The sequence below is a fragment of the Cupriavidus sp. GW822-FHT03E04 genome (assembly GCF_058801495.1).
Genome location: NZ_JBXANI010000005.1, coordinates 49,859 through 72,220, shown reverse-complemented (window position 1 = coordinate 72,220; position 22,362 = coordinate 49,859). Strand labels below are relative to the sequence as shown.

Here is a 22,362-nt window from a genome sequence, read left to right as displayed (position 1 = left end):
GTGGCTCCTAGCCAAACCGCCCCTCTCCCCAACCCTCTCCCCGTGAGGGGAGAGGGAGCGACAACCGTCGTCATTCCAGATGGCTTTGGCGCATCGTGCCGGCTTCGGCCAATGCCGCCGGGTTGCTCCCCTCTCCCGCTTGTGGGAGAGGGGCTGGGGGAGAGGGCGGGCGCCCCCGAATGCGACGCCCCACAAATCACCGCAGCGCAGGGTTGAACCCAACACGCAGGAGAACCAGACATGAACGCCAACGAACACCAATTCACCAAAGCGGCCCCCCTGCGTGGCCAGCGCGAGATCCGCGCGCCGCGCGGCACCGAGCTGCACTGCAAGAACTGGCTGATCGAAGCCGCCTACCGCATGCTCCAGAACAACCTGGATCCCGATGTGGCCGAGCGCCCGCAGGACCTGGTGGTGTACGGCGGCATCGGCAAGGCGGCGCGCAACTGGGAGTGCTTTGACGCCATTCTCGACAGCCTGCGCAACCTGGGCGAGGAAGAATCGCTGCTGGTGCAATCCGGCAAGCCGGTGGGCGTGTTCCGCACCCATGCCGACGCGCCGCGCGTGCTGATTGCCAACTCCAACCTGGTGCCGCACTGGGCCACCTGGGACAAGTTCAACGAGCTGGACCGCGCCGGCCTGATGATGTACGGCCAGATGACTGCCGGCTCGTGGATCTATATCGGCACGCAGGGCATCGTGCAGGGCACCTTCGAAACCTTTGTCGAAGCCGGCCGCCAGCATTACAACAACGATCTCACCGGCAAGTGGATCCTCACCGCCGGCCTCGGCGGCATGGGCGGCGCGCAGACGCTGGCCGGCGTGCTGGCCGGCGCATGCGTGCTGGCGATCGAGTGCCAGGAGTCGCGCATCGACTTCCGCCTGCGCACGCGCTATGTCGACAAGAAGGCCACCAGCATCGACGAAGCGCTGGCCATGATCGAAGAAGCCACGCGCAACAAGCAGGCCATCTCCGTCGGCCTGCTCGGCAACGCTGCCGAGATCATGCCGGAGCTGGTCAAACGCGCGCAGGCCGGCGGCATGCGCCCGGACATCGTCACCGACCAGACCTCGGCGCACGACCTGGTCAACGGCTACCTGCCGGCGGGCTGGACCGTCGGGCAATGGGAAGCCGCGCGCACGACCGATCCCAAATCGGTCGAGGCCGCTGCCAAGACTTCCATCGTCAAGCACGTGCAGGCCATGCTGGCCTTCCAGCAAATGGGCGTGCCCACGCTGGACTACGGCAACAACATCCGTCAGGTCGCCTTTGACGAAGGCGTGGCCAATGCCTTCGATTTCCCGGGGTTCGTGCCGGCGTATATCCGCCCGCTGTTTTGCCGAGGCAAGGGCCCGTTCCGCTGGGTTGCGCTATCGGGCGACCCCGAGGACATCTACAAGACCGATGCCAAGATGAAGGAGCTGTTCCCCGAAGACGCGCACCTGCACCGCTGGCTGGACATGGCGCGCGACCGCATCGCCTTCCAGGGCCTGCCCGCGCGCATCTGCTGGGTGGGACTGGACGAGCGCCACCGCGCGGGCCTGGCCTTCAACGAGATGGTGAAGAACGGCGAGCTGAAGGCGCCGATCGTGATCGGCCGCGACCACCTGGATTGCGGCTCGGTTGCCAGCCCCAACCGCGAGACCGAAGCCATGCGCGACGGCTCCGACGCCGTGTCCGACTGGCCGCTGCTCAACGCGCTGCTCAACACCGCGGGCGGTGCCACGTGGGTCAGCCTGCATCACGGCGGCGGCGTGGGCATGGGCTTCTCGCAGCATTCGGGCGTGGTGATCGTCTGCGACGGCACTGACGCCGCGGCCAAGCGCATCGAACGCGTGTTGTGGAACGACCCTGCCACCGGCGTGATGCGCCACGCCGACGCCGGCTACGAAAGCGCGATCGACTGCGCCCATGAGAAGGGCCTGAACCTGCCGATGGTGCCGAAGGCGGCAGGCGCATGAACGGCGTCGAACGTTTCTCGCTCGGCGCGCTGGCCGCGCAGCCCTGGAAGAACGGCGGCGGCGTCACCCGCGAGATCGCGGCGTGGCCGCCGGGCGCCGGCATGGACGCATTCCTGTGGCGCGTGAGCGTGGCCGACATCGCCGCCGATGGGCCGTTCTCCGCCTTTCCCGGCATCGATCGCCAGATCGTGCTGCTGGACGGCGAGGGCGTACGCCTGCTGGCTGACGATGGCAGCTTCGATCATCGCCTCGATACCGTTGGCGAGCCCTTTGCCTTTGCCGGCGAGCGCGGCGTGCAAGCCACGCTGCTGGATGGCACCACGCGCGACTTCAATGTGATGACGCGGCGCGGCCAGTGCCGCGCGAGCGTGGTCGCGGCGCGCGACGAATTCACGATCGCGCCCGGCGCGCATGCGGTGTTGTTGTTTGTGGTTGAGGGGGCATGGCGCCACGGCGTTGCCGGCCAGGGCGGCCAAGCCGTGCTGGCCAGTGACGACGGCATGCTGTTTGCCGAAGGCGTAGCGGTGCCATATCGCCTGCAGGCGATGTCGGAGCCCGCGCTTTGCCTGTGCGTCACCCTGGAACTGGAATTGGAGAACCCGCAATGAACCTGAACCCGGCGCAGGCCGCCGTTACCTCTTTGTCCGCCGACGGCGTCTGGCATCGCTGCCACCTGCTGCCCGACGGCGATCCCGCCAAGGCCATCCGTGACGCCGCGCTGGTCGTGCAGCAAGGCTGCATCGTGTGGCTCGGCGCGCAGGCAGCGCTGCCGCAGGCATACGCAGCGCTGCCGCGCCATGACGCGGGCAACGCCTGGATCACGCCGGGCCTGGTCGACTGCCACACCCACCTGGTGTACGGCGGGCAGCGCGCCGACGAATTCGCCATGCGCCTGGCCGGCGCAGGCTATGAGGAAATCGCGCGCGCCGGCGGCGGCATCGTCTCCACCGTGCGCGCCACCCGCGCCGCCGATGAAGACACGCTGTTCGCGCTGGCCGCCGCGCGTCTCGCGCCGTTGCTGGCCGAAGGCGTGACCACGCTGGAGATCAAGTCCGGCTACGGCCTGGACCTCGCCAGCGAGCGCAAGCAGCTGCGCGTGGCGCGCCGCCTGGGCGAGGCCTTCGGCGTGACGGTGCATACCACCTTCCTCGGCGCGCACGCGCTGCCGCCGGAATACGCGGGCCGCGCCGACGACTACATCACGCTGGTGTGCGAAACCATGATGCCCGCGCTGGCCGAAGAGGGCCTCATCGACGCGGTGGACGCCTTCTGCGAATCCGTGGGCTTCAGCCTGGCGCAGACCGAGCGCGTGTTCCAGGCTGCCGAGCGCCACGGCTTGCGCGTCAAGCTGCACGCCGAGCAACTCAGCAACCTGGGTGGCACCGCGCTGGCGGCGCGTTACCGCGCGCTGTCGGCCGATCACCTGGAACATCTCGATGAGGCCGGCGTCGTTGCCATGGCCGGGTCGGGCACGGTGGCGGTCCTGCTGCCGGGCGCCTATTATTTCCTGCGTGACACCAACCTGCCGCCGATCGACCTGCTGCGCCGGCATGGCGTGCCGATGGCGATCTCCACCGATCACAATCCCGGTACGTCGCCCGTCACTTCGCTGCTGCTGATGATGAATATGGCGTGCACCCTGTTCAGGCTGACCGTGCCCGAAGTGCTGGCAGGCGTCACCACGCACGCCGCGCGCGCGCTGGGCGCATCCGACCGGCACGGCTTGCTGGCCGCCGGGCGCGCCGCCGATTTCGTGCTGTGGAATGTCGATTCGCCGGCCGAGCTGGCCTACTGGTTCGGGCGCAATCCCGCCGCCGCCGTGGTGCGCCAGGGCAAGGTCTATCCCGCCGCCACGCCAGCGCAAGGAGTACGGCCATGAACGCCGGAAGCCTGTTTGCCGCGCAGGCCTTGCTGCCCACGGGCTGGGCCAGCGATGTACTGCTGGCCTGGGACGACGCCGGCGCATTCACGACGGTACAGGCCGGCGCGAAACCCGCCGTGGACGTGCCGCGCGCCGCCGGGCCGCTGTTGCCGGGCATGCCCAATCTGCATTCGCACGCGTTCCAGCGCGGCTTTGCCGGGCTGACCGAGTTCCGCAGCGAGACGCTGGCCGACGGCCAGGAGGGCGACTCCTTCTGGAGCTGGCGCAAGCTGATGTACCGCTTCGCGCTGCGGCTTTCGCCCGATACGCTGGAAGCCATCGCCACGCAGCTCTATATCGAGATGCTGCGCGCAGGCTACACCAGCGTTTGCGAATTCCACTACGTGCATCACGACACGCACGGCAAGCCTTACGCCGACCCTGCCGAGATGTCGCTGCGCCTGCTGCGCGCCGCGCGGACCGCTGGCATCGGCATCACGCTGCTGCCGGTGCTGTACCAGACGGCCGGCTTCGGCGACAAGCCCGCGGTGCCGGATCAGCGCCGCTTCCTGCATGAGACGCACGCCATGCTCGCCTTGCTCGGCCGGCTGGCCCCGCAATGCCATGGCCAGGCTCGCCTGGGACTTGCCCCGCACTCGCTGCGCGCGGTGCCGCCGCAGAGTCTTGCCGACGCCGTGGCGGGCCTGCACGCGCTGGATGCAACAGCGCCGGTGCACATCCATATCGCCGAGCAGCAGCGCGAGGTCGACGAGTGCATCACGCTCACGGGCACACGCCCGGTGGCATGGCTGCTCGACCATGCCGAGGTGGATGCGCGCTGGTGCCTGGTGCACGCCACGCACCTGGACTGGGACGAACGGCGGCGGCTGGCGCACAGCGGCGCGGTGGCCGGCATCTGTCCGACCACCGAGGCCAACCTGGGCGATGGGGTATTCGATGCCGCGCCCTACCTGGGGCAGGGCGGTGTCTGGGGCATCGGCTCGGACAGCCACGCCAGCGTCAGCGTGGTGGAAGAGCTGCGGCTGTTCGAGTACGGCCAGCGGCTGGCGCTGCAAAAGCGCAACGTGCTGGCTTCGGACGCGCACAAGCAGGTGGCGGACCGCCTTTACCTTGATGCCGCCTTTGGTGGCGCGCGTGCGTCGGGCCGGGATATCGGCGCGATTGCCGTCGGGCAGCAGGCGGATTTCGTCGTGCTGGACGGGGCGCATCCCGCGCTCTCAGGTTTGTCGGGCAGCCAGGCGCTGGCGGTCCATGTGTTCACCAACCATGGGCATGAGACACTAGCGGAAGTCCGCACGGCGGGCCGCACGCGCGTGCAGCATGGTATGCACGCCTTGCAGGCTGACGCTGGCAAGCGCTTTGCCGCTGCGCGCGCCAGCCTGCTGACTGACTAAAACCCGGCGCACCACGCGGCCTGAAGCTTGATGCTACAAGCTTCAGGCCCGTATTGATGAGCACTGCGCCTTTATGTTGCAAAGTAGCAAACAAGAAAACATGGCCTTCTCGACCGATACCCCCGCTTTCACCCTGCATCGCGGCACGCGCCCGATGCTGGTGTCGATGCCGCACGTCGGCACCCACCTGCCGGCCTCCGTGTCCGACCGGCTGACCGCCGAGGCACGCACCGTGCCCGATACCGACTGGCACCTGGAGCGCCTGTACGATTTCGCGCGCGAGCTCGGCGCCTCCATCCTGGTGGCCACCCACTCGCGCTACGTGGTGGACCTGAACCGCCCGCCCGACAACGCCAATCTCTACCCCGGCCAGGACACCACCGGCCTGTGCCCGGTCGATACCTTCGACAAGACGCCGATCTACGCCGACGCCATCGGCCTGCCCGCCGACGATGAAATCGCCGCGCGCCGCGACGCCATCTGGCGCCCGTACCACGGCGCGCTCGCTGAAGAACTGGCCCGCTTGCGCGCCGAGCATGGCACGGTGGCGCTGTGGGACGCGCATTCGATCCGCTCGGTGCTGCCGCGCTTTTTCGAGGGCAAGCTGACCGACTTCAACCTGGGCACCGCCAATGGTGCCAGCTGCGACGCCGCGCTGGCCAACCAGCTGCTGGATATCGCTGGCGCGTTGCCTGGCTATACGTCGGTGCTTAACGGGCGCTTCAAGGGAGGCTATATCACGCGGCAGTACGGGGTGCCGGCGCAAGGTGTGCAAGCCGTGCAGCTGGAGTTGACGCAGTCGGCCTATATGAGCGAGAGCTATCCTTTCGCCTATGACGAAGCGCGGGCTACGCGGATCCAGCCTACGCTGAAGATGATGCTGGAGACGGTGTTGGGGTACGTGGAGGCGCGTTAAGTCTGCTGGCCCCGCTGACGCGGGGGGGCGTCTCTTGTGCTTCTGTGGGCGGGGTTTTACTGCTTCTAGCTGCTGTCGCGGCTGTGCGGTGTTGGCCGATTTAGAACGTGTGAGATGTCACTTCTCTTTACTCGTAAAGAGAAGTAACCAAGAGAAAGCGATCCTTGCAGGAGGCTGGCTTGTCGGGGTTGCGTAGCCCGGTAGTTTCGTCGTCAGGCCCCGGGTTTTAATAGCCTCATGGCGGTACCGATTTGAATGGCCACGATCCTGCGGATGGCGCTGGTTTCGTGGTGAGGCTGCTCGGTAGCGGCATCCCTGCTCATTCACGCATCTGCCGGTACCGGTTCGCAGCGCCACGATATATCACGCTACGATGGTTTCGTGGTGGGGTGGGCGCGGTGGAAGAATTCCTCGGTCTTTCATTCCGGTGCCACCGCGCCCACGACGAAAACGGAACGCTTGCAACTTCGTGGCGAGTCACTCCGCGAGCGACAGACGGCTTGAAGCTCGTGGTGGCCGCTACCGGGGGGACCACCACGAATCCCTGGGCATTGGCTGGGTCGTGGTGCTCTGAACCGGTAACGGCACGAGTCCGTTAGCACCCGGGGCCGTACGACGAAACCATTGGGGTTCCCAATGACGCCACGCCAGCCTCCTGCAAGGATCGCTTTCTTTTGGTTACTTTTCTTTACGAGTAAAGAAAAGTGACATCTCACACGTTCCAAAACGGCCAACACCGTACAGCCGCGCCAGCAGCTAGAAGCAGTAAAACCCCGCCCACTAGAGACGCCCCCCGCGTCAGCGGGGCCACCGGCCGCGTTCCCACACCTACAGCAACGAATCCGCCAACCGGCAAAGATTCTGCCAGGTCCGCGTATGCAGCGGCCGCCGCTGCCAAACCGCCCGCACCACCGTCTCACTATTGGCCAGATACCGCTGCTGGATCCGCCGCATGCGCGCTACCACATCACGGTCATAGATCACTAGCGCGGCCTCTGCATTGAGCGCGAACGACCGGATATCCATATTGGTCGATCCCACCATGGCAACTTCATCGTCAATGGTGACGTGCTTGGCATGCAGGAAGGCGGGGCGGTACAAGTGGATCTGCACCCCCGAGTCCAGCAGCACGCCGAAGTAAGCCTCCTGCGCGGCCTGCGTGAAGCGCTGGTCGATCCGTTGCGACAGCACCAGGTGCACCGCCACGCCACGGTAGCAGGCCAGGTGCAGCGCTTGCAGGAACGCTTCATCCGGCACGAAGTAGGGCGTGGTGATGACCACTTCGCTGCGCGCGCGGTGGATCATGCTGATCAGCGCCATCTGCGCGTTCTGCGTGCCGTAGCCAGGGCCGCTGGGCAGCATCTGCGCGATGTGCGGGCCTTGCGCCTCCATGGGCGGGAAGCTGTCGAGGCCGAAGTTGCCGTCGCCGGTTTCCAGGTAGCGGTCGGCCAGGAAGACCGCTTGCAGCTCCGCCACCACTGGCCCGGTCACGCGCGCCACCAGCTCTTCATTGGGCAGTCCGGGCATCGACTCGGCATCGATCACGTTTTGCGAGCCGATGTAGCCAATGCTGCCATCCACCACCAGGATCTTGCGGTGATTGCGCAGGTCGAAGCGCGCGCTCTTGCCTTTGAGCACCGCCATCAGCGAGCGCATGGGCAGGGCCTGCACCACCTCCACGCCGCCGTCGCGCAGCGTATCGGCAAACATGCGCCAGCCCGCGCGCGCGCCCAGCGCATCCACCAGCAGGCGGCAGCGCACGCCCCGCGCGCTGGCCCGCAGCAGGGCGTCGGTAAAGGCGCGGCCGGTTGCGTCGGCGGCGTAGATATAGACCAGCAGATGGACCTGGTGCCTGGCGCCGTCGATATCGGCAATCATCGCGGCCACCGTCGCGTCATAGTCGTCGAGCAGCGTCACGGCATTGCCGCGCATCGGCGAGTAGGAGCCGAGCCGCTCGATCAGGCCGGCCGCATCGGCGGCAACGGCGGCGGGCAGCGGCTGCAATGGCGCGAAGCGTGCCACCCGGTCACGCACGCTTGCGATGCCTTGGTTGATGCGGGCCAGCTTGAGCCGGCGCGACTTGGGATAGTAGATGCGGCCGAACAGCGCATAGAGCACCAGCCCCAGCCATGGCAGGAAGAAGATCAGCAGCAGCCAGGTGCGCGCGGCCGCCGGGGCACGGCGCTGTGGCACGTAGACCAGCATGGCCAGGCGGATCGCCCATTCCGCCAGTGTGAACAGCGAGGGCCACCACCAGGAAAAGCCCACCGGCATGGCGCCTTGCAGCGAGGCGACCCAAGGCGCAGGCAGGAAGGTATCTAGAAGGGAAGGGGACATGCGGCTCGGCGGCTCGGCTCTGGTAGGGCGGACCGCCCACCATACCAGAGCCGTGCGTTGGAGCGTGTGTCAGGCGGATGCCGGATCATGCCGGCATCCGCCTGACACAGCCTATGGCTTACTTCTTCGTCACGTCCTTGCGCGCCTTGCTGCCCGTGGCCTTGTTGTACCGCTCCACGTACTCCTCGAACAGCTTGCGGATCGAACGGCCGATCTTCACGTAGTCCGATTCATTGAGGTTGGCCAGCGACACGCGGCCGGAGGGATGGCGCGTGCCAAAGCCGCGGCCCGGCAAGCAGCACCACACCCGCTGCCTCGGCGAGGCGGAACAGCAGCTCCACCGGCTCGGCGGAGTTGAGCACCCATTTGACGAAGTCCGGGCCGATGGCCTTGCCGCCGAGCTGCTCGATGTCGAGCAGCGTGTAGTAGTCCACGGCATTGGGGTCATCGTTGTCCGGCGCAATGCCGATCTCGCGGTACAACGCGGCCTTGCGGTTGCGGATCAGGCGCTTCATCGCGGCCTTGTACTCGTCATGCGTGTCCATCAGCGAGAACAGCGAGAACAGCACCATCTGCACCTGCTGCGGCGTGGACAGCCCGGCCGTGTGGTTCAGCGCCACGGTGCGGCTGTCGGCGACCAGGCGGTCGATGAACTTGAGCTTGTCCGGCTCGGTGGTGATGGAGTTGTAGCGCTTGTGCAGGCCGTCGTGCTGGGGCTTGGGCAGCTTGGCGATCAGCGCGTCGAAGACGTTGTCCTGGTGCGTGGCGATGACGCCGAGGCGCCAGCCTGTTGCGCCAAAGTACTTGGAGAACGAGTACACCAGGATGGTGTTTTTGGGGCACATCGCGAACAGCGAGACGAAGTTGTCGGCAAAGGTGCCATACACATCGTCGGTCAGGATGATCAGGTCCGGCCGCTCTTCCACGATCGAGGCCAGGTACTCCAGGCTCTCGTCGCTCATGCGCACCGACGGCGGGTCGCTCGGGTTCACCAGGAAGAATGCCTTGACCTTGGGGTCGCGCAGCTTGTCGAGCTCCTTGTTGGCGTATTGCCAGTGCTGGTTCGGGTCCGCGTCGATCGACAGCTGGCGAGCTTGATCAGCTCGTCCTTGAGTTCGAAGGGCGAAAGGCTCGCCAGCTTGGAAAGGTCAGGTTTGGTCATGACAGGCTCCAGGGGTAAGGCTTGTTGGGGGTGGACCTGGCCGGCGCGGCCGGGCCCGGGAAGGCAAAGAGTGCTTGTGCGGGGGGGCTGCTGCTGGCTTGCAGGCGCACCGCGCTACACCAGGCCGACCACCAGCGGCCCCAGCAGGGTCAGCAGTACGTTGGCCAGTGCGTAGGTGATGGCGAAGGGCACTGTTGGCACCGGGCTTTCCGCCTTGTCCAGGATGCCGCCGAAGGCCGCGTTGGCGCTGCGCGAGCCCGACAGCGCGCCGGCCAGCAGTGCGGCGTTGTCGTACTTGAGCACGTAGCGGCCGAACAGCATGGTGAGAAACAGCGGCAGCAGCGTCACCACCGCGCCCAGCAGGAAGATGGTCAGCCCGCTTTGCTTGAGCGTGGTCACCGCCTGCAGCCCGGAGTTGATGCCGACGATGGCAACAAAGGCCGCCAGCCCGAAGTCCTTGAGCAACTGGCAGGCCACCGTCGGCATGGTCTGGATGCATGGCCATGCTCGATGGGACACTTGTTCGACAGGCATCCGGCGCAAGCCTCTGGAGATGACGCCACTGCGGATTGTTCGCCCGCATCTACCATACGGAGATGTTCCTCGCTCGCCGCGAAGCCAGCGCCGCTCCCCGGTACGGAAGCACTGCGGCGCCGAGGCGCTGAGGTGCTGAGGCACAGAAACCGGAGGCCACCATGCAAGCCAATCACCCCCCCGCGATCCGCCGCATCAACATCGCGTTGCAAGGGGGCGGCACCCACGGGGCATTCAGCTGGGGCGTGCTGGACCGGCTGCTGGAAGACAAGCGCATCGGCATCGACGGCATCAGTGGCACCAGCGCCGGTGCCGTCAACGCCACCGTGCTCGCCTACGGCCTGGCAAGCGGTGGGCCGGAAGGCGCGCGGCAGGCCCTGGAGACGTGCTGGCGCAATGTGTCCGACTGCGCGAAGCTGAGTCCCCTGCAACCTACCTGGCTGGACCGGTTGATGGGTGCCGGCGGCAATATGGAGATGTCGCCCGCGTGGATGATGTTCGACCATCTCACGCGCTTTTACTCGCCTTACCAGCTCAATCCTTGCAATCTCAACCCGCTGCAGAACATCCTGGATGAGACCATCGATTTCGAGGTGCTGCGCCGCAGCAAGAGCGTCAAGCTGTTCCTTTGCGCAACCAATGTGCTGCGCGGGCGCATCCGCGTGTTCAGCACTGGCGAGGTCTGCGCCAAGGCCGTGATGGCTTCGGCCTGCCTGCCGACGCTGTTCCAGGCCGTGGAGATCGACGGCGAGTATTACTGGGACGGCGGTTACATGGGCAACCCGCCAATCTATCCGCTGATCTATGAGACCGACAGCCGCGATGTGCTGATCATCCGCCTCAACCCGATCCACATTCCCCAGGTGCCTGTCACGGCACGCGAAATCCTGGACCGTATCAACACGCTCAGCTTCAACTCCTCGTTGATGCGCGAGATGCGCGCCATCGAGTTCATCACCCGGCTGATCGATGAAGGCGCGCTCGACCCGTCACGCTACCGCCGCATGCTGATCCACAGCATCGATGCAGAAACCGAGATGGCGCGGCTGGGCGCGCCCAGCAAGTTCAACGCGGACTGGGCCTTCCTGCGCGGCCTGTTCACGCTCGGGCGCGAGCGGGCCGACGCCTGGCTCGCGGCAAACTTCGAGGCACTTGGCCAGCACTCTTCGATCGATATCGCTGAAACATTCCTTTGAGCGTTTGGCCGCGTACTACCATCAGTGCAGGGCGCCGCGCGAGGCGCGCGAACGGGTTGAGACGCGAACAGGTTGAGACACAAACAGGTTGAGACACATATGGACCGGGAATCGATACCTGCGCAGGCCGACGCAGACGGGTCCGTGCTGTTCGCGGATGTCAGCAGCAGCACAAAGCTATATGAGAAGGCCGGCAATGCGGCTGCCTTCGGCGCAATCGGGCAGTGCATCGCCCTGATGAAATCCTGTTCGTCGGCGCAGCAAGGCCGGGTCGTGAAGACGATCGGGGACGAAGTCATGGTGTTGTTCCCGTCCGCCGAAAATGCCATGCAGGCTGCACTCGACATGCAAGTGGCGATTGCCGAACTGCCGCCGGTATCCGGCCTGCCCATGTCGATCCATATCGGCTTTCACCACGGCCCGATCCTGCGCGACGCATCGGGCGATGTATTTGGTGACACGGTGAACCTTGCCGCGCGCCTCTCCAAACTCGCATCGCAAGGGCAGATCATCACCAGCAAGGATGCCGTGGCACATCTGCCGGCGACGCTGCGCCAGGTGATGCGCTACCTCTACCCGATACAGGTGCGCGGGAAGGAAGCGCCCGTGGAATTGTTCGAAGCGATATGGCAAGAGAACGCAGACATGACGATTCTCGCCGACGTAAGCCGGCGCGCGATCCGCCCCGCGCTGCTAACGCTGCGGTATCGGCAGATGGAGGTTCGCATGAACGGCGCCTCGCCGCCGGTCACGATAGGGCGCGACGCCGCGATGACGATCGTCGTCGCGGATCCGCAGACATCGCGGTTCCATGCAACGGTCGAGTTCCGCGCGGGTAAATACATGCTGATCGACCGAAGCGCGAATGGCACGCATGTCGCCATCGATGGCGATGACGAAATCATCCTGCGCCGTGATGAGGTCGCGCTCAGAGGGCACGGCTGGATTACGTTTGGGCAGTCGATGGCTGGCGCCGGGGAGCGGGTTGAGTTTTTTCCCGCATAGCGTCGGGCCAGCACCCTTTGGGCGTATCGGCTTGTTTCTTTTGGGAAATGTAGTGGTGCCCGGGGTCGGACTCGAACCGACACGCCTTGCGGCGGGGGATTTTGAGTCCCCTGCGTCTACCTGTTTCACCACCCGGGCTGAGTGGGTGCTGGCGGATTTGCCGGGAGTCCGGCGTACCAGCACGGTGCTGAGCCGGGAATTATGCCGCAAATCCTGCCGGGCCACAACTGGCCCCGGTAGCGGACCCCCAACGCGCCCCATCCGCGGCCCTGGCGCGTCCGCTTGTCCCGCGTCGCCCGGCTGCGATCGCAGGATTCAGGCGGCTTCCGGGCGGTACGGCGGATGAGATCGCCGAAGGTGGGCTAGCCGCGCAGGCGCGCCGAGTCGTGGCAGGCGCGGGCCGGTGGCCTCGGTGAAGACGGAATGGGTCTTCTGGCGGCAGAGCAGGTCCATGGCCAGGGCGGTCCGTTCACCCTGGCTTCACACTTTTAATCACATATTTGTTCTTTACTGATAGTTCATCGTGAAAGTCGCACGACCATTTGCAGTTCCCGCTTTCACCGAGGGCGTGGTCTGGATGTACCGGGCTGTCAGCGGTATGGTGAATGTGCCATTACCAGTTGAACCTGCCTTCCACTGATTCTTATTGCCCGCGGCGCTGGAATCCGGGCCATATTTGATCACCGTGCTCCCATTTAAAACCTGAATGCCAACGCCGGTGGCAGTGGAGTCCTTGGTAAGGGACAGGGTATCTGAAACGTTACTTGGATCGGTCTGGTCGGTCAGCGTCGTATAGATATTTGTTTTTGTTCCGGTATCTCCGCCAGAGCACTGCAGTACGATATCAAATGGCTGGCTTGGTGACGTTTTTCCGACTCCGCTAAAGACGTTGACATTCACGTCTCGAAGACGGACCGCAATCGATGGCGTCGATACCTTGCATGTCGGGATAGTTGGCTGTATTACGACGCTGCCCCCCCAAGAGTAGGTGGCATAATCACCGTCATAGTACCAGTGCGCAAACATTCCTGACAATATCCCGCCGCCGGTAATTGAGCCTGTCTTTATAAGTTCAACGGACAACGTATGGTTTACCATTCCTCCCGACTCGATTACGCAGACGCCTGGAAAATATTGCGTCCAACACATTTGCTGGCCGATTACCGGATCACGCATCTTGAAACGATACGAAATACCGGGTATGCCAGTCTCGTAAAGATTGTTGCCCAGATAGGGTTTTGATCCTGTGATGCCAAATCTAGTGAGCCCTTTCGGACACCAGCGGGCGCCATTAATTGAGCTGGTACTACGAAACTGCGTCTGAATACCTCTACTCCACAGTACCGTCCCGTCCGGGACCGTTGGATCGAAAGCGATTGTCGACGGCGGTGCCATAAGCGTCGTGTAGGGACACGCTAGTTGGGCTTGCGCTATCGAAGGTATTGCATTCAACAAAATGGCGATGCTAAAAAAGGCAAAAATTCTGATCAGTTTTTTCATCATTCCACCAAATAGACAAGGTTTGGCCAAGGCATCGTCACAAGGCGAATCGCCCGTTGTAACTAGTCCAGGAGCCAGCAAGTATGCGTAAATTATTTTTAGCCGAGAAAAAATCTGATTTCAGGCGCTGCTGTGGCCACAGCTTCTCGTCTCGCATCCCGCGCAAGTTGCGCGAATATTTCGCCTCCCGATTTCTGCTGTGGAATTCGGCTTAAGTGGCGATTTAGATCAATGCGTTGACGTTACTGGGCAGGTCGCCTCAATCTGCTGGCAACGTTCGGAACTCCCCTCTTCTTGCGTGCCGGAAGTGCATAGGCGATGCAACGGCTTTTGATCGCGCAACTGCAGTATATTTTCCGCGGGAAAAAAATAGAATAGGAAAAGTCTTGAATTTGGAGGCAATATTGGTAGGGGTATTGGTAGGGGTATGGGTAGGGGTATGGGTATAGGGGCTCCCTTGTGGTCACCCCAAATCTTCAGCGCGAGGCGATGCCTTTACACGGGCGAAGCGCCAGGGGCGCGGACCCGGCAGGTGGTCCTGGCCGGCGCGCGGATGGCGTTAGACGACGATAGGGCGATGGGGACGGTAGGGCAGATATCCGGGAAGTTGTCGATATCTGACGCTGTGCGAACGCGCTAGCATGCTTGGAGCCGTGGCGCCGCCCGGTTTCTCCCATCCACCCCGGAGCCACATGTCAGCCCAGCCCTCCCTCGCCAGCCTTGCACAGCTGCCGTCGCAGGATCCCGCCTTCTATGCACGCGAATACAACAACCGGGCCAACGTGCCCGACAATGCCGCCCACATGGCCCACTGGGCGGCGTTGTCGCTGCAGGTGCGCAAGCGCGCCGGCTGGCTGGAGGACCTGAGCTATGCCGGTGCCGAGCCTGGCCCGCACGCGGCGGACGAGCGGCTCGATTACTTTCCGGCCGAGCCGGGCGCCACCGATGGGCCGCCGCCGCTGCTGGTGTTCCTCCATGGCGGCTACTGGCGCGCGCTGGACAAGCGCGACCACAGCCTGGTGGCCAATGCGTTGCCGCACTGCGGCGTGTCGGTGGCGGTGATCAATTACTCGCTATGCCCGGCGGTGACGGTGGAGACCATCGTGCTGCAGGCCGTGCGCAGCGTGGCGTGGCTGTACCGGGAGTCCGGCCGGCTTGGCCACGACAAAGCGCGCATTTTCGTGGGCGGGCATTCCGTTGGCGGTCACATGGCCGCGATGATGCTCACCACGCTATGGCCGCGCGTAGGCAGCGATCTGCCGGCCGACCTGGTCAAGGGCGTGGTCTCGGTCAGCGGCCTGCATGACCTGGAGCCGCTGCGCCGGGCGGATTTCCTGCAGGTCGACCTGAAGCTGTCGGAAGGGGATGTCGACCGGCTCTCGCCGGCCTTCCTGCCGCCGGCCACGGCTGCGCCGCTGGTCACCGCGGTGGGCGGGCTGGAGCCGGGCGAATACCACCGGCAGACCGATCTGCTGCGCGCCGGCTGGCCCGCCAACGCGCAGGCAGCGGGCGCGGCGCATGTGCCGATGCCCGACAGGCACCATTTCAACGTGATGCATGATTTCGCCGACAAGGACAGCCCGCTGCTGCTGGCTGTGCGGCGGATGATGGGGGTGGCTTAGCGTCTCCTCTTTGGCCACTCTTCGGCCATTCAGCCCTCCAGCACCCGCAGTAGCGACGACGTATCGTCCTTGCCCCAGCCCTTTTCCATCAGCGTGCCGAGCTGGCGCGAGGTGGCTTGCATGGCCGGCAGCTCCAGCCCGAGCTGGCGTGCAATCTGCGCGGCCAGGCCGAAGTCCTTGTCGTGCAGCCGCGCTTCGATACCGGGGGCAAAGTCGTGGGCGACCATCTTCGGTCCCATCATGTCGAGCATGCGGCTGCCGGCCATGCCGGTGGCCATGGCTTGCAGCACGCGGCCGCTGTCCACCTGCTGCGCCTGCGCGAAGCGCATGGCTTCGGCAATGCCTTCGATATTGACCACCTGCGCGATCTGGTTGCACAGCTTGGCGACTTGCCCCGCGCCATGATCGCCGATGTGGGTGATGGTCTTGCCGAGCAGCGCGAGCAGCGGCCGCACGCGCTCCAGCATCTCGGCCTTGCCGCCCACCATGATGGTGAGGCTGGCGGCCTCGGCGCCGACCGTGCCGCCGGAGACCGGACAGTCCAGTGCTTCGATGCCGCGCTCGGCCAGCCTGGCGGCAATCTCGCGGGTGACGATGGGCGAGATGGTGCTGTGGTCGATGCAGATGGTGCCCGGCGCCGCGCCTTCGATCACGCCGTGCTCGCCCAGCAGCACGGCCTGCACATCGTCCGATGACGTGACGTTGGTAAACACCACCGAGGCGCCGCGCGCGGCTTGCGCCGGCGTGGTGCAGGGCACGGCGCCAAGCGCGCGGGCCGCGTCGGCGGCCTCGGGGCGGCGCACATAGACGCGCACGGCGTGGCCGCCGGCGAGCAGGTGACGCACCATCGGCGTGCCCATGGCACCAAGGCCGATAAAGCCAATCGTCGTATCGTTCATCTCAAACATCCTTACTTGTCTGACGCGTAGGCAAACTTGCCGTCGCGGATCACACCCATTACGCGCGAGCGCTGGTCAAAGCCCTGATGGTCCATCGCGCTCAGGTTCATCACGCCATTGGGAATGGTCAGGTTGGTGGTGGTCTCCAGCGCATCGCGCATGGCGTGGCGGAACTCGCGCGTGCCCGGCTGCGCGCCGCTCTTGCCGGCACGGCGCGCGGCATCGTCCAGCAGGATCCACGCGCCCCAGGCATCGCCGGCGAATTGCGTGATGCTGTCCGTGCCGTACTTCGCTTCATAGCGCGTCACGAAATCCAGCGCCACCTTCTTTACCGGATGGCCGTCCGGCAACTGCCGCGCCACCACCACCGGCCCGGTCGGGAACAGCGTGCCTTCCACATCCTTGCCGCCTACCCGCAGGAAATCCCAGGCGGCGATGCCGTGCGTCTGATACACCTTGCCCTTGTAGCCGCGCTCGGCCAGGGTCTTCTGCGGCAATACCGACGGCGTGCCCGCGCCGGCAATCAGGATTGCATCCGGGGTGGCCGCCATCAGCTTGAGCACCTGGCCGGTCACCGAGGTATCGTTGCGCGAGAAGCGCTCATTGGCCACCACCTTGAGCTTGCGCACCTCCGCCAGCTTGGAGAACTCGCGCCACCAGCTCTCGCCGTAGGCATCGTTGAAGCCGATGAAGCCGACCGTCCTGATGCCGTGGTTGCTCATGTACTCGGTCAGGACCGTAGCCATATGCGAATCGTTTTGCGGCATCTTGAACGCCCAGCGCCGCTTGGGGTCCGACTGCGGCTCGATGATGGCAGCCGACGCAGCCAGCGCCACCATCGGCGTCTCGCCCTCCGCCACGGCATCCAGCGCAGCAATGGCGGTGGGCGTGATGTTGGGGCCCACCACCACATCTACCTTTTCCTCGGAGATCAGCTTGCGCACATTGCGCACGGCCGCGGCCGGGTCGGAACCATCGTCCAGGATCACGTACTGCGCGCGCTGGCCGCCCAGGGTCTGCGGCCACATCATGATCGTGTTCTTGGACGGGATGCCGATGGAGGCGGCCGGGCCGGTGGTGGAGACGTCAATGCCCACGCGGATGTCGGCGTGGGCGGGGAGGGCCTTGAGGCAAGCGAGCAGAAGGGCGGTGGACAACAGGGCGGTGCGGATGAGCGGGTGGGGCACGGGTTGTCTCTCCTCTGTGTTTCTCGTTATGTAAATCGGCAGCGGCCAGCTACCGCTCCCGACTCGCCGATGCGCGCCCGGCGCACTACCGGTCCACGCCTTGAACGCGCTCGGTGATCCATTGTAGAGGAGCATGGCGGTGAGACTGGACGCGGCCATGACGGCCAGCAGGCGATAGCCGTACCTGGCGCTGCCAGACAGAGCCGTGGCCGAGTTGCCAGGATCCATGGAGCCGACCAGCGCCGCTGGCCGCGGCGCAGCGGCTGATACTTGACACGGTGGGCGCGCAAGGCGCCCCGGGATGACTTACCCTGCCAGGCCCTTGTTCGGGTTGATCAGGTACTTCTCGCCCGTCGCGCGCTTGTTGTAGACCGCGATCACGTCCAGGTCCAGCACCTCGGCCAGCGAGATCTCCTTCGAGTAATGGCTGGCAAAGGTGGTTTTCAGCTCCGCCACCACGCGCTGCTTGAGTTCGTTGGCCCGCTCGCGCCCGATCTTCTGCAGGAACGGGAACAACAGCCAGCCGCCCATGCCCCACGCCATGCCGAAGCCGCGGTTGAACTCGGTCGGGCTGGTGTCCAGGCCGCCGTAGAGGTAGACCTGCTTGTGGGTGGCCGAGCCATAGCGGCTGTATTCGCGGGCCGTCTTGTTCAAGGCCGCTTCCATGCAGGTGAGGATCTGGCCGCCGAGCTTGCCGCCGCCCGTGGCGTCGAACGCGATGGTTGCGCCAGTGGCGACGAGTGCCTCGGTGAGGTCCTGCATGAATGTGGGCGACGCGGTGTTGCACACGTAGACCGCACCCTGTGCCTTGAGCAGGTCCGCCTGCTCTTCTTTGCGCACGATGTTCACCAGCTTGATGCCATCCTTGAGGCAGATCTGGTTGAGCATCTGGCCCAGGTTGGAAGCCGCGGCGGTGTGCACCAGGGCGCTATGCCCTTCGCGCCGCATGGTCTCGACCATGCCCAGCGCGGTGAGCGGATTGACGAATGACGACGCGCCATCGGCGGGCGTGGCGCCTTCGGGCAGGACCAGGCACTGGTCCGCCGGAATGCAGCGGTACTGCGAGTACATCGCGCCGCCGATGGCAGCCACGGTCTTGCCCAGCAACGCTTGCGCCGCGGGGGACGAGCCGGCCTCGACGACCACGCCCGCGCCCTCATTGCCAACCGGCATGGAAGCATCGAGGCGGCCTGCCATGCCGCGCATCGCGGCTTCCGGGACGCGCGCGGTGACTACCGGGCGCTCTGCCGTGCCGCTGGCCTTGGCCGTGCTCATGTCGGCCGCACCGAACAGCAGGCCAAGATCGGACGGGTTGAGGGGAGAGGCTTCAATGCGGATGAGCACTTCATCCGGGCCGGGTTGCGGCGTGTCGATGCTGTCCAGCGACAGCACGAGTTCACCGCTGCTTTTGATTAGCGAACGAAGTTGAAGTGCGGTGTGCATTTGATGTCTCCTTGGTAAGTCGGTTTGCGGTGAGCGGGGCGGCCGCGTGAGGCCGTTTTCGCCAGCAGTCAGCAATGTAGCAAGTTCTTGTGGAACCCGTACTGGACCGGAAATCCAGGTTATGCGCGAGCCGACGGGTGATCATGCATCGCACTGATAGAGGTGGGCAGAAATCCCCCCGTCCCCGCGATTCCCCTCCTTGACACCCTGAACCTTTCAACCTAGAGTTCGCCTACAGATCTAGATAAGAGACCATCTGTAAGATGGTCTCTTCCTGCGTGCAGATTGCTCGGCCTCTTACAGAAATAAAACAAGGAGACCGCTGTGCAATCCACGATCAAGATCCGTGGCATCGATGATGTCATCTCGTTTATTGATTCCTGCCCAGGCATAAAAGGTAGAGCCGGCCTCATCTGGTGGCTCGCGCTGGGAGGATTGTTCCTGGACGCATTTTCCAATTCCGCATTGAGCGCCGGGCTCGGGCCCATGACGCGGAACCTGCAGCTTGCCGCTTCGCAAGTCGCGCTGCTGACGTCGTTTGCTTCGTGGGTCGCGATCGCCTTCAATCCCATCGGCGGATGGATGGCGGACCGGTGGGGCCGCATCCGCCCGCTGATACTCGCGAAATTCCTGGCGGTGATCGGCGCGCTGCTGGTGGTGTTCGCGCCTGGCTTCGAAGTGATCCTCGTTGGGCGCTTCTTTGTCGGCGCGGCCTACGGTATCGACTTTGCCATCGCCATGGCGGTGCTGGCCGAGTTCACGCCGGTCAGGCTGAAGAGCCGGCTCAATACCTGGCAGGGCATGTGGTACACCGCGGTCTGCAGCAATTTGCTGCTGGCGTTGTTGTTCCATTGGTGGAATGTGGGCGACGCCATCTGGCGTTACTCCGTGGCGGCCACCGCCATCTTCGGGCTTGGCATCCTGGTGCTGCAGCTTGCGTTCCTGGTGGAGAGCCCGATCTGGCTGGCGCGCAAGGAGCGGTTGGTCGACGCCGCCAGGGCAATGACGCGGATCTATGGCCGTCCCTTTGCCGCCGCGCCGGTGGATGAGCGCCTGCCCGTGCTGAACCAGGCAAAGCGCGGGCTGGCCAATGTGCTGCTGATCTTTCGCGGTGTCTATTTGCCGCGCACCATTCTTGCGGCGACGGTGCAGATCGGGCAATCCATCCAGTATTTCGCGGTGGGCTGGTATCTGCCGCTGATCAGCGCGGCGCTGTTCGGCAAGGACTTTGTCTATGCCACGGTGGGTGCGCTGGTCTTCAATGTCTTTGGCATCCTTGGTGGTTTCATGTCGCCGCTGATCGGGCGCAAGCTGGGTTTGCGCCGTGCTTCCGCCTTTGGTTTCGCGGCCGTCTTCGTCATGCTGCTGATCCTCGGCCTGTTCAACGGCAAGATGCCGATCTGGGTGGCGGTGATCGTGCCGTCGCTGTTCATCCTTTTCCATTCAGGCGGTCCCGGCGCCAACGGCAAGAGCCTTTCGTCGCTGTCGTTTCGCAGCGAACTGCGCGCGGGGGCCAACGGCATCATCGGTGCACTGGGCTCAACCGGCGCCGCACTGGGCCTGTTGATCTTCCCGCTCTTCCGGGAGAAATACGGCCTGGAGACGACCTTTCTCATCCTTTCGATCGTGCCGCTGACGGCCAGCATCATCTGCTTTGCCATCAAGTGGGACCCGACGCGCACCACCATCCATCCTGACAACGAAGCCGACGCCCCGCAATTTGGCGGCGACGAGGCGCCGGCCCCGGCGTTCCTCAACCCGGCGATAGAGAAATCCCAACGATGAAGACCAACAGGAACGTCATACTCGCCATCGACGAAGGCACGTCCGGCACGCGGGCGGCCGTGGTTGCCGCCGACGGCCATGTCTCGTGCCTCGAGTACACGACGCTGCAGGTGGACGCGCCACGGCCAGGCGTGGTCGAGCAAGATGCCAACGCGATACTGGCAAAGACGATCGCCGTCTGCCGCGCCACCATCGCACGCGCGCAGCAAGCGCAGTTGCGCATCGTCGCGCTGGGCATTGCCACGCAGCGTGCCACCGCGGTGCTGTGGGATACCCGCAGCGGGAGGGCGATCGTGCCCGCCATGGTCTGGCAGGACACGCGCTATGTCAGCGAGCTCAGCGCGCTGGCGCCGGCCTGGGACAAGACGCTGCTCGAGCAGGTCGGGCGCCCGGTCGGCGTGCGTTCTCCCTACCTCTGGGCCGCGCGCCATCTGCGGGACACGCCCGAGGTGGCCGAGGCGTTCCGCGCGGGCAGCCTGGCGTTTGGCACCATCGACACCTGGCTGCTCTGGCATCTGTCGAGCGAGCGCGCCTGCGTGACCACGCCGACCAACGCCACCTCCGCCAGCGCCTACGTGCTGGCGGGGCACCGCTATCACCTTGACTGGCTCGATGCGCTGGGTTTCCCGCACACGCTGCTGCCCGCGTTGCGCCAGGACGCCGACGATTTCGGGCGCACGCGCGCCGAGCTGCTGGGCATCGACGTGCCGATCCTCGCTTGCGCGGGCGACCAGCTTGCCGGCGCTGCGGGGCTCGGATGCCTGGAGCGCGGGCAGTCGATGTGCGTGCATGGCACCGGCAGCTTCGTGGACCTGGTGATCGGGCCGCAGCCACCGGCCAAGGCCGGCCTGTACGACGGCACCCTGACCATGACCGCGCGCCGGCAGCACGATGTCTCGCATCTTTCCGTGGAGACCTTCGTCGCCACCACGGGCTCCGCGCTGAACTGGGTTTGCGAGAAGCTGCGCTGGTTCGAGAGCGCGAAGCAGATCAGCGCGCTGGCCGCCACCGTCGACTCCGCGCGCGGCGTGACCTTCCTGCCCGCGCTCACCGGGCTGCGCGTCCCGCAGATGCAACCCGAAGCCCGCGCGTCGCTGACGGGCATCTCGATCGCAAGCACGCAGGCCGAGGTGGCCTACGCCGTCCTGGAAGGCATCGCGCATGCGGTGTCGTCCTGCATGGAGGCTAACGAGGAAGTCGCCGGCGTGCCCGTGGCCGAACTCATCGTGGGTGGCGGCCTCTCCGGCAGCGACGCACTGCTCCAGATCCAGGCGGACCTGACCGGCATGCCGATCCGGCGCATGCGCGAGACCGATCGCGCCAGCTTGCGCGGCATCGCCTTCTTCGCGGGCTCGTCGGGGCTGCTGTGGGACTCGCTGCAGGACGCCCGCGCGACCAATGAAACCGATGCCGTGTTCGAGCCGCGCCTTGGCGCCGACCAGCGCGGCGAGCGCCGCGCGCTCTGGCACGCACGGGTCGCGTCCGAGCTGCGCCACGCGCAAACCTTCCATCACCACTGACCAGCCAGGAGATCGCCG

General features: G+C 65.2%; 15 protein-coding genes, 1 tRNA gene and 2 pseudogenes. 10 read left to right on the top strand and 8 right to left on the bottom strand.

Annotated elements, in window-relative coordinates; translation table 11 throughout:
- Window positions 1–240 precede the first annotated feature (240 nt).
- The 5 genes from hutU to hutG all read left to right on the top strand — a co-directional run bounded on the left by hutU (window position 241) and on the right by hutG (window position 6,154).
- A complete protein-coding gene (hutU, locus tag AC1RQC_RS07860; protein WP_492373075.1) occupies window positions 241–1,962 on the top strand; it encodes a urocanate hydratase in 1,722 nt (573 codons plus the stop codon).
- Window positions 1,959–2,570 carry a HutD/Ves family protein gene (locus AC1RQC_RS07855; protein WP_492882896.1) on the top strand — a complete coding sequence of 204 codons (612 nt, stop codon included), beginning with the start codon at window positions 1,959–1,961 and terminating at the stop codon, window positions 2,568–2,570. Before hutU ends, AC1RQC_RS07855 begins: the two co-directional genes overlap by 4 nt.
- The gene (hutI, locus tag AC1RQC_RS07850; protein ID WP_492373073.1) at window positions 2,567–3,841 is read left to right on the top strand and encodes an imidazolonepropionase; all 1,275 of its coding nucleotides are present in this window, start codon (window positions 2,567–2,569) and stop codon (window positions 3,839–3,841) included. The genes AC1RQC_RS07855 and hutI overlap by 4 nt, the downstream gene beginning before the upstream one ends.
- Window positions 3,838–5,238: a formimidoylglutamate deiminase gene (locus AC1RQC_RS07845; protein ID WP_492882894.1), complete on the top strand. Its 1,401-nt coding sequence runs from the start codon at window positions 3,838–3,840 to the stop codon at window positions 5,236–5,238. The genes hutI and AC1RQC_RS07845 overlap by 4 nt, the downstream gene beginning before the upstream one ends.
- A 100-nt stretch (window positions 5,239–5,338) precedes the next feature.
- Window positions 5,339–6,154 (top strand): N-formylglutamate deformylase, encoded by an 816-nt coding sequence (gene hutG, locus AC1RQC_RS07840; RefSeq protein WP_492373071.1) that lies wholly within the window; start codon window positions 5,339–5,341, stop codon window positions 6,152–6,154.
- Between the two features lie 828 nt (window positions 6,155–6,982).
- On the opposite strand, the gene cls is transcribed toward hutG, so the two are convergent.
- From cls to AC1RQC_RS07825, 3 genes and pseudogenes are all read right to left on the bottom strand, one after another.
- Window positions 6,983–8,491 (bottom strand): cardiolipin synthase, encoded by a 1,509-nt coding sequence (gene cls, locus AC1RQC_RS07835; protein ID WP_492376748.1) that lies wholly within the window; start codon window positions 8,489–8,491, stop codon window positions 6,983–6,985.
- A gap of 118 nt (window positions 8,492–8,609) precedes the next feature.
- Window positions 8,610–9,579, bottom strand: a pseudogene (locus AC1RQC_RS07830) (bifunctional aspartate transaminase/aspartate 4-decarboxylase); the annotation flags it as partial.
- Between the two features lie 188 nt (window positions 9,580–9,767).
- Window positions 9,768–10,139: pseudogene (locus AC1RQC_RS07825) on the bottom strand (aspartate-alanine antiporter-like transporter); the annotation flags it as partial.
- Window positions 10,140–10,348: 209 nt separating this feature from the next.
- On the opposite strand from AC1RQC_RS07825, the gene AC1RQC_RS07820 reads away from it, so the two are divergent.
- Window positions 10,349–11,383, top strand: coding sequence for a patatin-like phospholipase family protein (locus AC1RQC_RS07820; RefSeq protein ID WP_492882892.1), 1,035 nt, complete (start codon window positions 10,349–10,351; stop codon window positions 11,381–11,383).
- Window positions 11,384–11,482: 99 nt separating this feature from the next.
- The gene (locus AC1RQC_RS07815) at window positions 11,483–12,388 is read left to right on the top strand and encodes an adenylate/guanylate cyclase domain-containing protein (RefSeq protein WP_492882890.1); all 906 of its coding nucleotides are present in this window, start codon (window positions 11,483–11,485) and stop codon (window positions 12,386–12,388) included.
- A 53-nt stretch (window positions 12,389–12,441) separates the two neighbouring features.
- Here the strand turns inward: AC1RQC_RS07815 and AC1RQC_RS07810 are convergent.
- Window positions 12,442–12,526 (bottom strand) — tRNA-Leu (locus AC1RQC_RS07810).
- Window positions 12,527–12,895: 369 nt separating this feature from the next.
- The gene (locus AC1RQC_RS07805; protein WP_492376745.1) at window positions 12,896–13,888 is read right to left on the bottom strand and encodes a fimbrial protein; all 993 of its coding nucleotides are present in this window, start codon (window positions 13,886–13,888) and stop codon (window positions 12,896–12,898) included.
- A 692-nt stretch (window positions 13,889–14,580) separates the two neighbouring features.
- Here AC1RQC_RS07805 and AC1RQC_RS07800 point away from each other — a divergent pair.
- Window positions 14,581–15,510 carry an alpha/beta hydrolase gene (locus tag AC1RQC_RS07800; RefSeq protein WP_492373051.1) on the top strand — a complete coding sequence of 310 codons (930 nt, stop codon included), beginning with the start codon at window positions 14,581–14,583 and terminating at the stop codon, window positions 15,508–15,510.
- Between the two features lie 29 nt (window positions 15,511–15,539).
- Here the strand turns inward: AC1RQC_RS07800 and AC1RQC_RS07795 are convergent, their stop codons facing one another.
- From AC1RQC_RS07795 to AC1RQC_RS07785, 3 genes are all read right to left on the bottom strand, one after another.
- The gene (locus tag AC1RQC_RS07795; RefSeq protein WP_492373052.1) at window positions 15,540–16,409 is read right to left on the bottom strand and encodes an NAD(P)-dependent oxidoreductase; all 870 of its coding nucleotides are present in this window, start codon (window positions 16,407–16,409) and stop codon (window positions 15,540–15,542) included.
- Between the two features lie 11 nt (window positions 16,410–16,420).
- A complete protein-coding gene (locus tag AC1RQC_RS07790; protein WP_492882888.1) occupies window positions 16,421–17,596 on the bottom strand; it encodes an ABC transporter substrate-binding protein in 1,176 nt (391 codons plus the stop codon).
- A 306-nt stretch (window positions 17,597–17,902) separates the two neighbouring features.
- Window positions 17,903–19,039: a zinc-binding dehydrogenase gene (locus AC1RQC_RS07785; RefSeq protein ID WP_492828988.1), complete on the bottom strand. Its 1,137-nt coding sequence runs from the start codon at window positions 19,037–19,039 to the stop codon at window positions 17,903–17,905.
- A 324-nt stretch (window positions 19,040–19,363) separates the two neighbouring features.
- On the opposite strand from AC1RQC_RS07785, the gene AC1RQC_RS07780 reads away from it, so the two are divergent.
- Window positions 19,364–20,824 (top strand): MFS transporter, encoded by a 1,461-nt coding sequence (locus AC1RQC_RS07780; protein ID WP_492373055.1) that lies wholly within the window; start codon window positions 19,364–19,366, stop codon window positions 20,822–20,824.
- Window positions 20,821–22,344, top strand: a complete 1,524-nt coding sequence (locus AC1RQC_RS07775) for an FGGY family carbohydrate kinase (RefSeq protein WP_492882886.1) — start codon at window positions 20,821–20,823, stop codon at window positions 22,342–22,344. Before AC1RQC_RS07780 ends, AC1RQC_RS07775 begins: the two co-directional genes overlap by 4 nt.
- Window positions 22,345–22,362 lie beyond the last annotated feature (18 nt).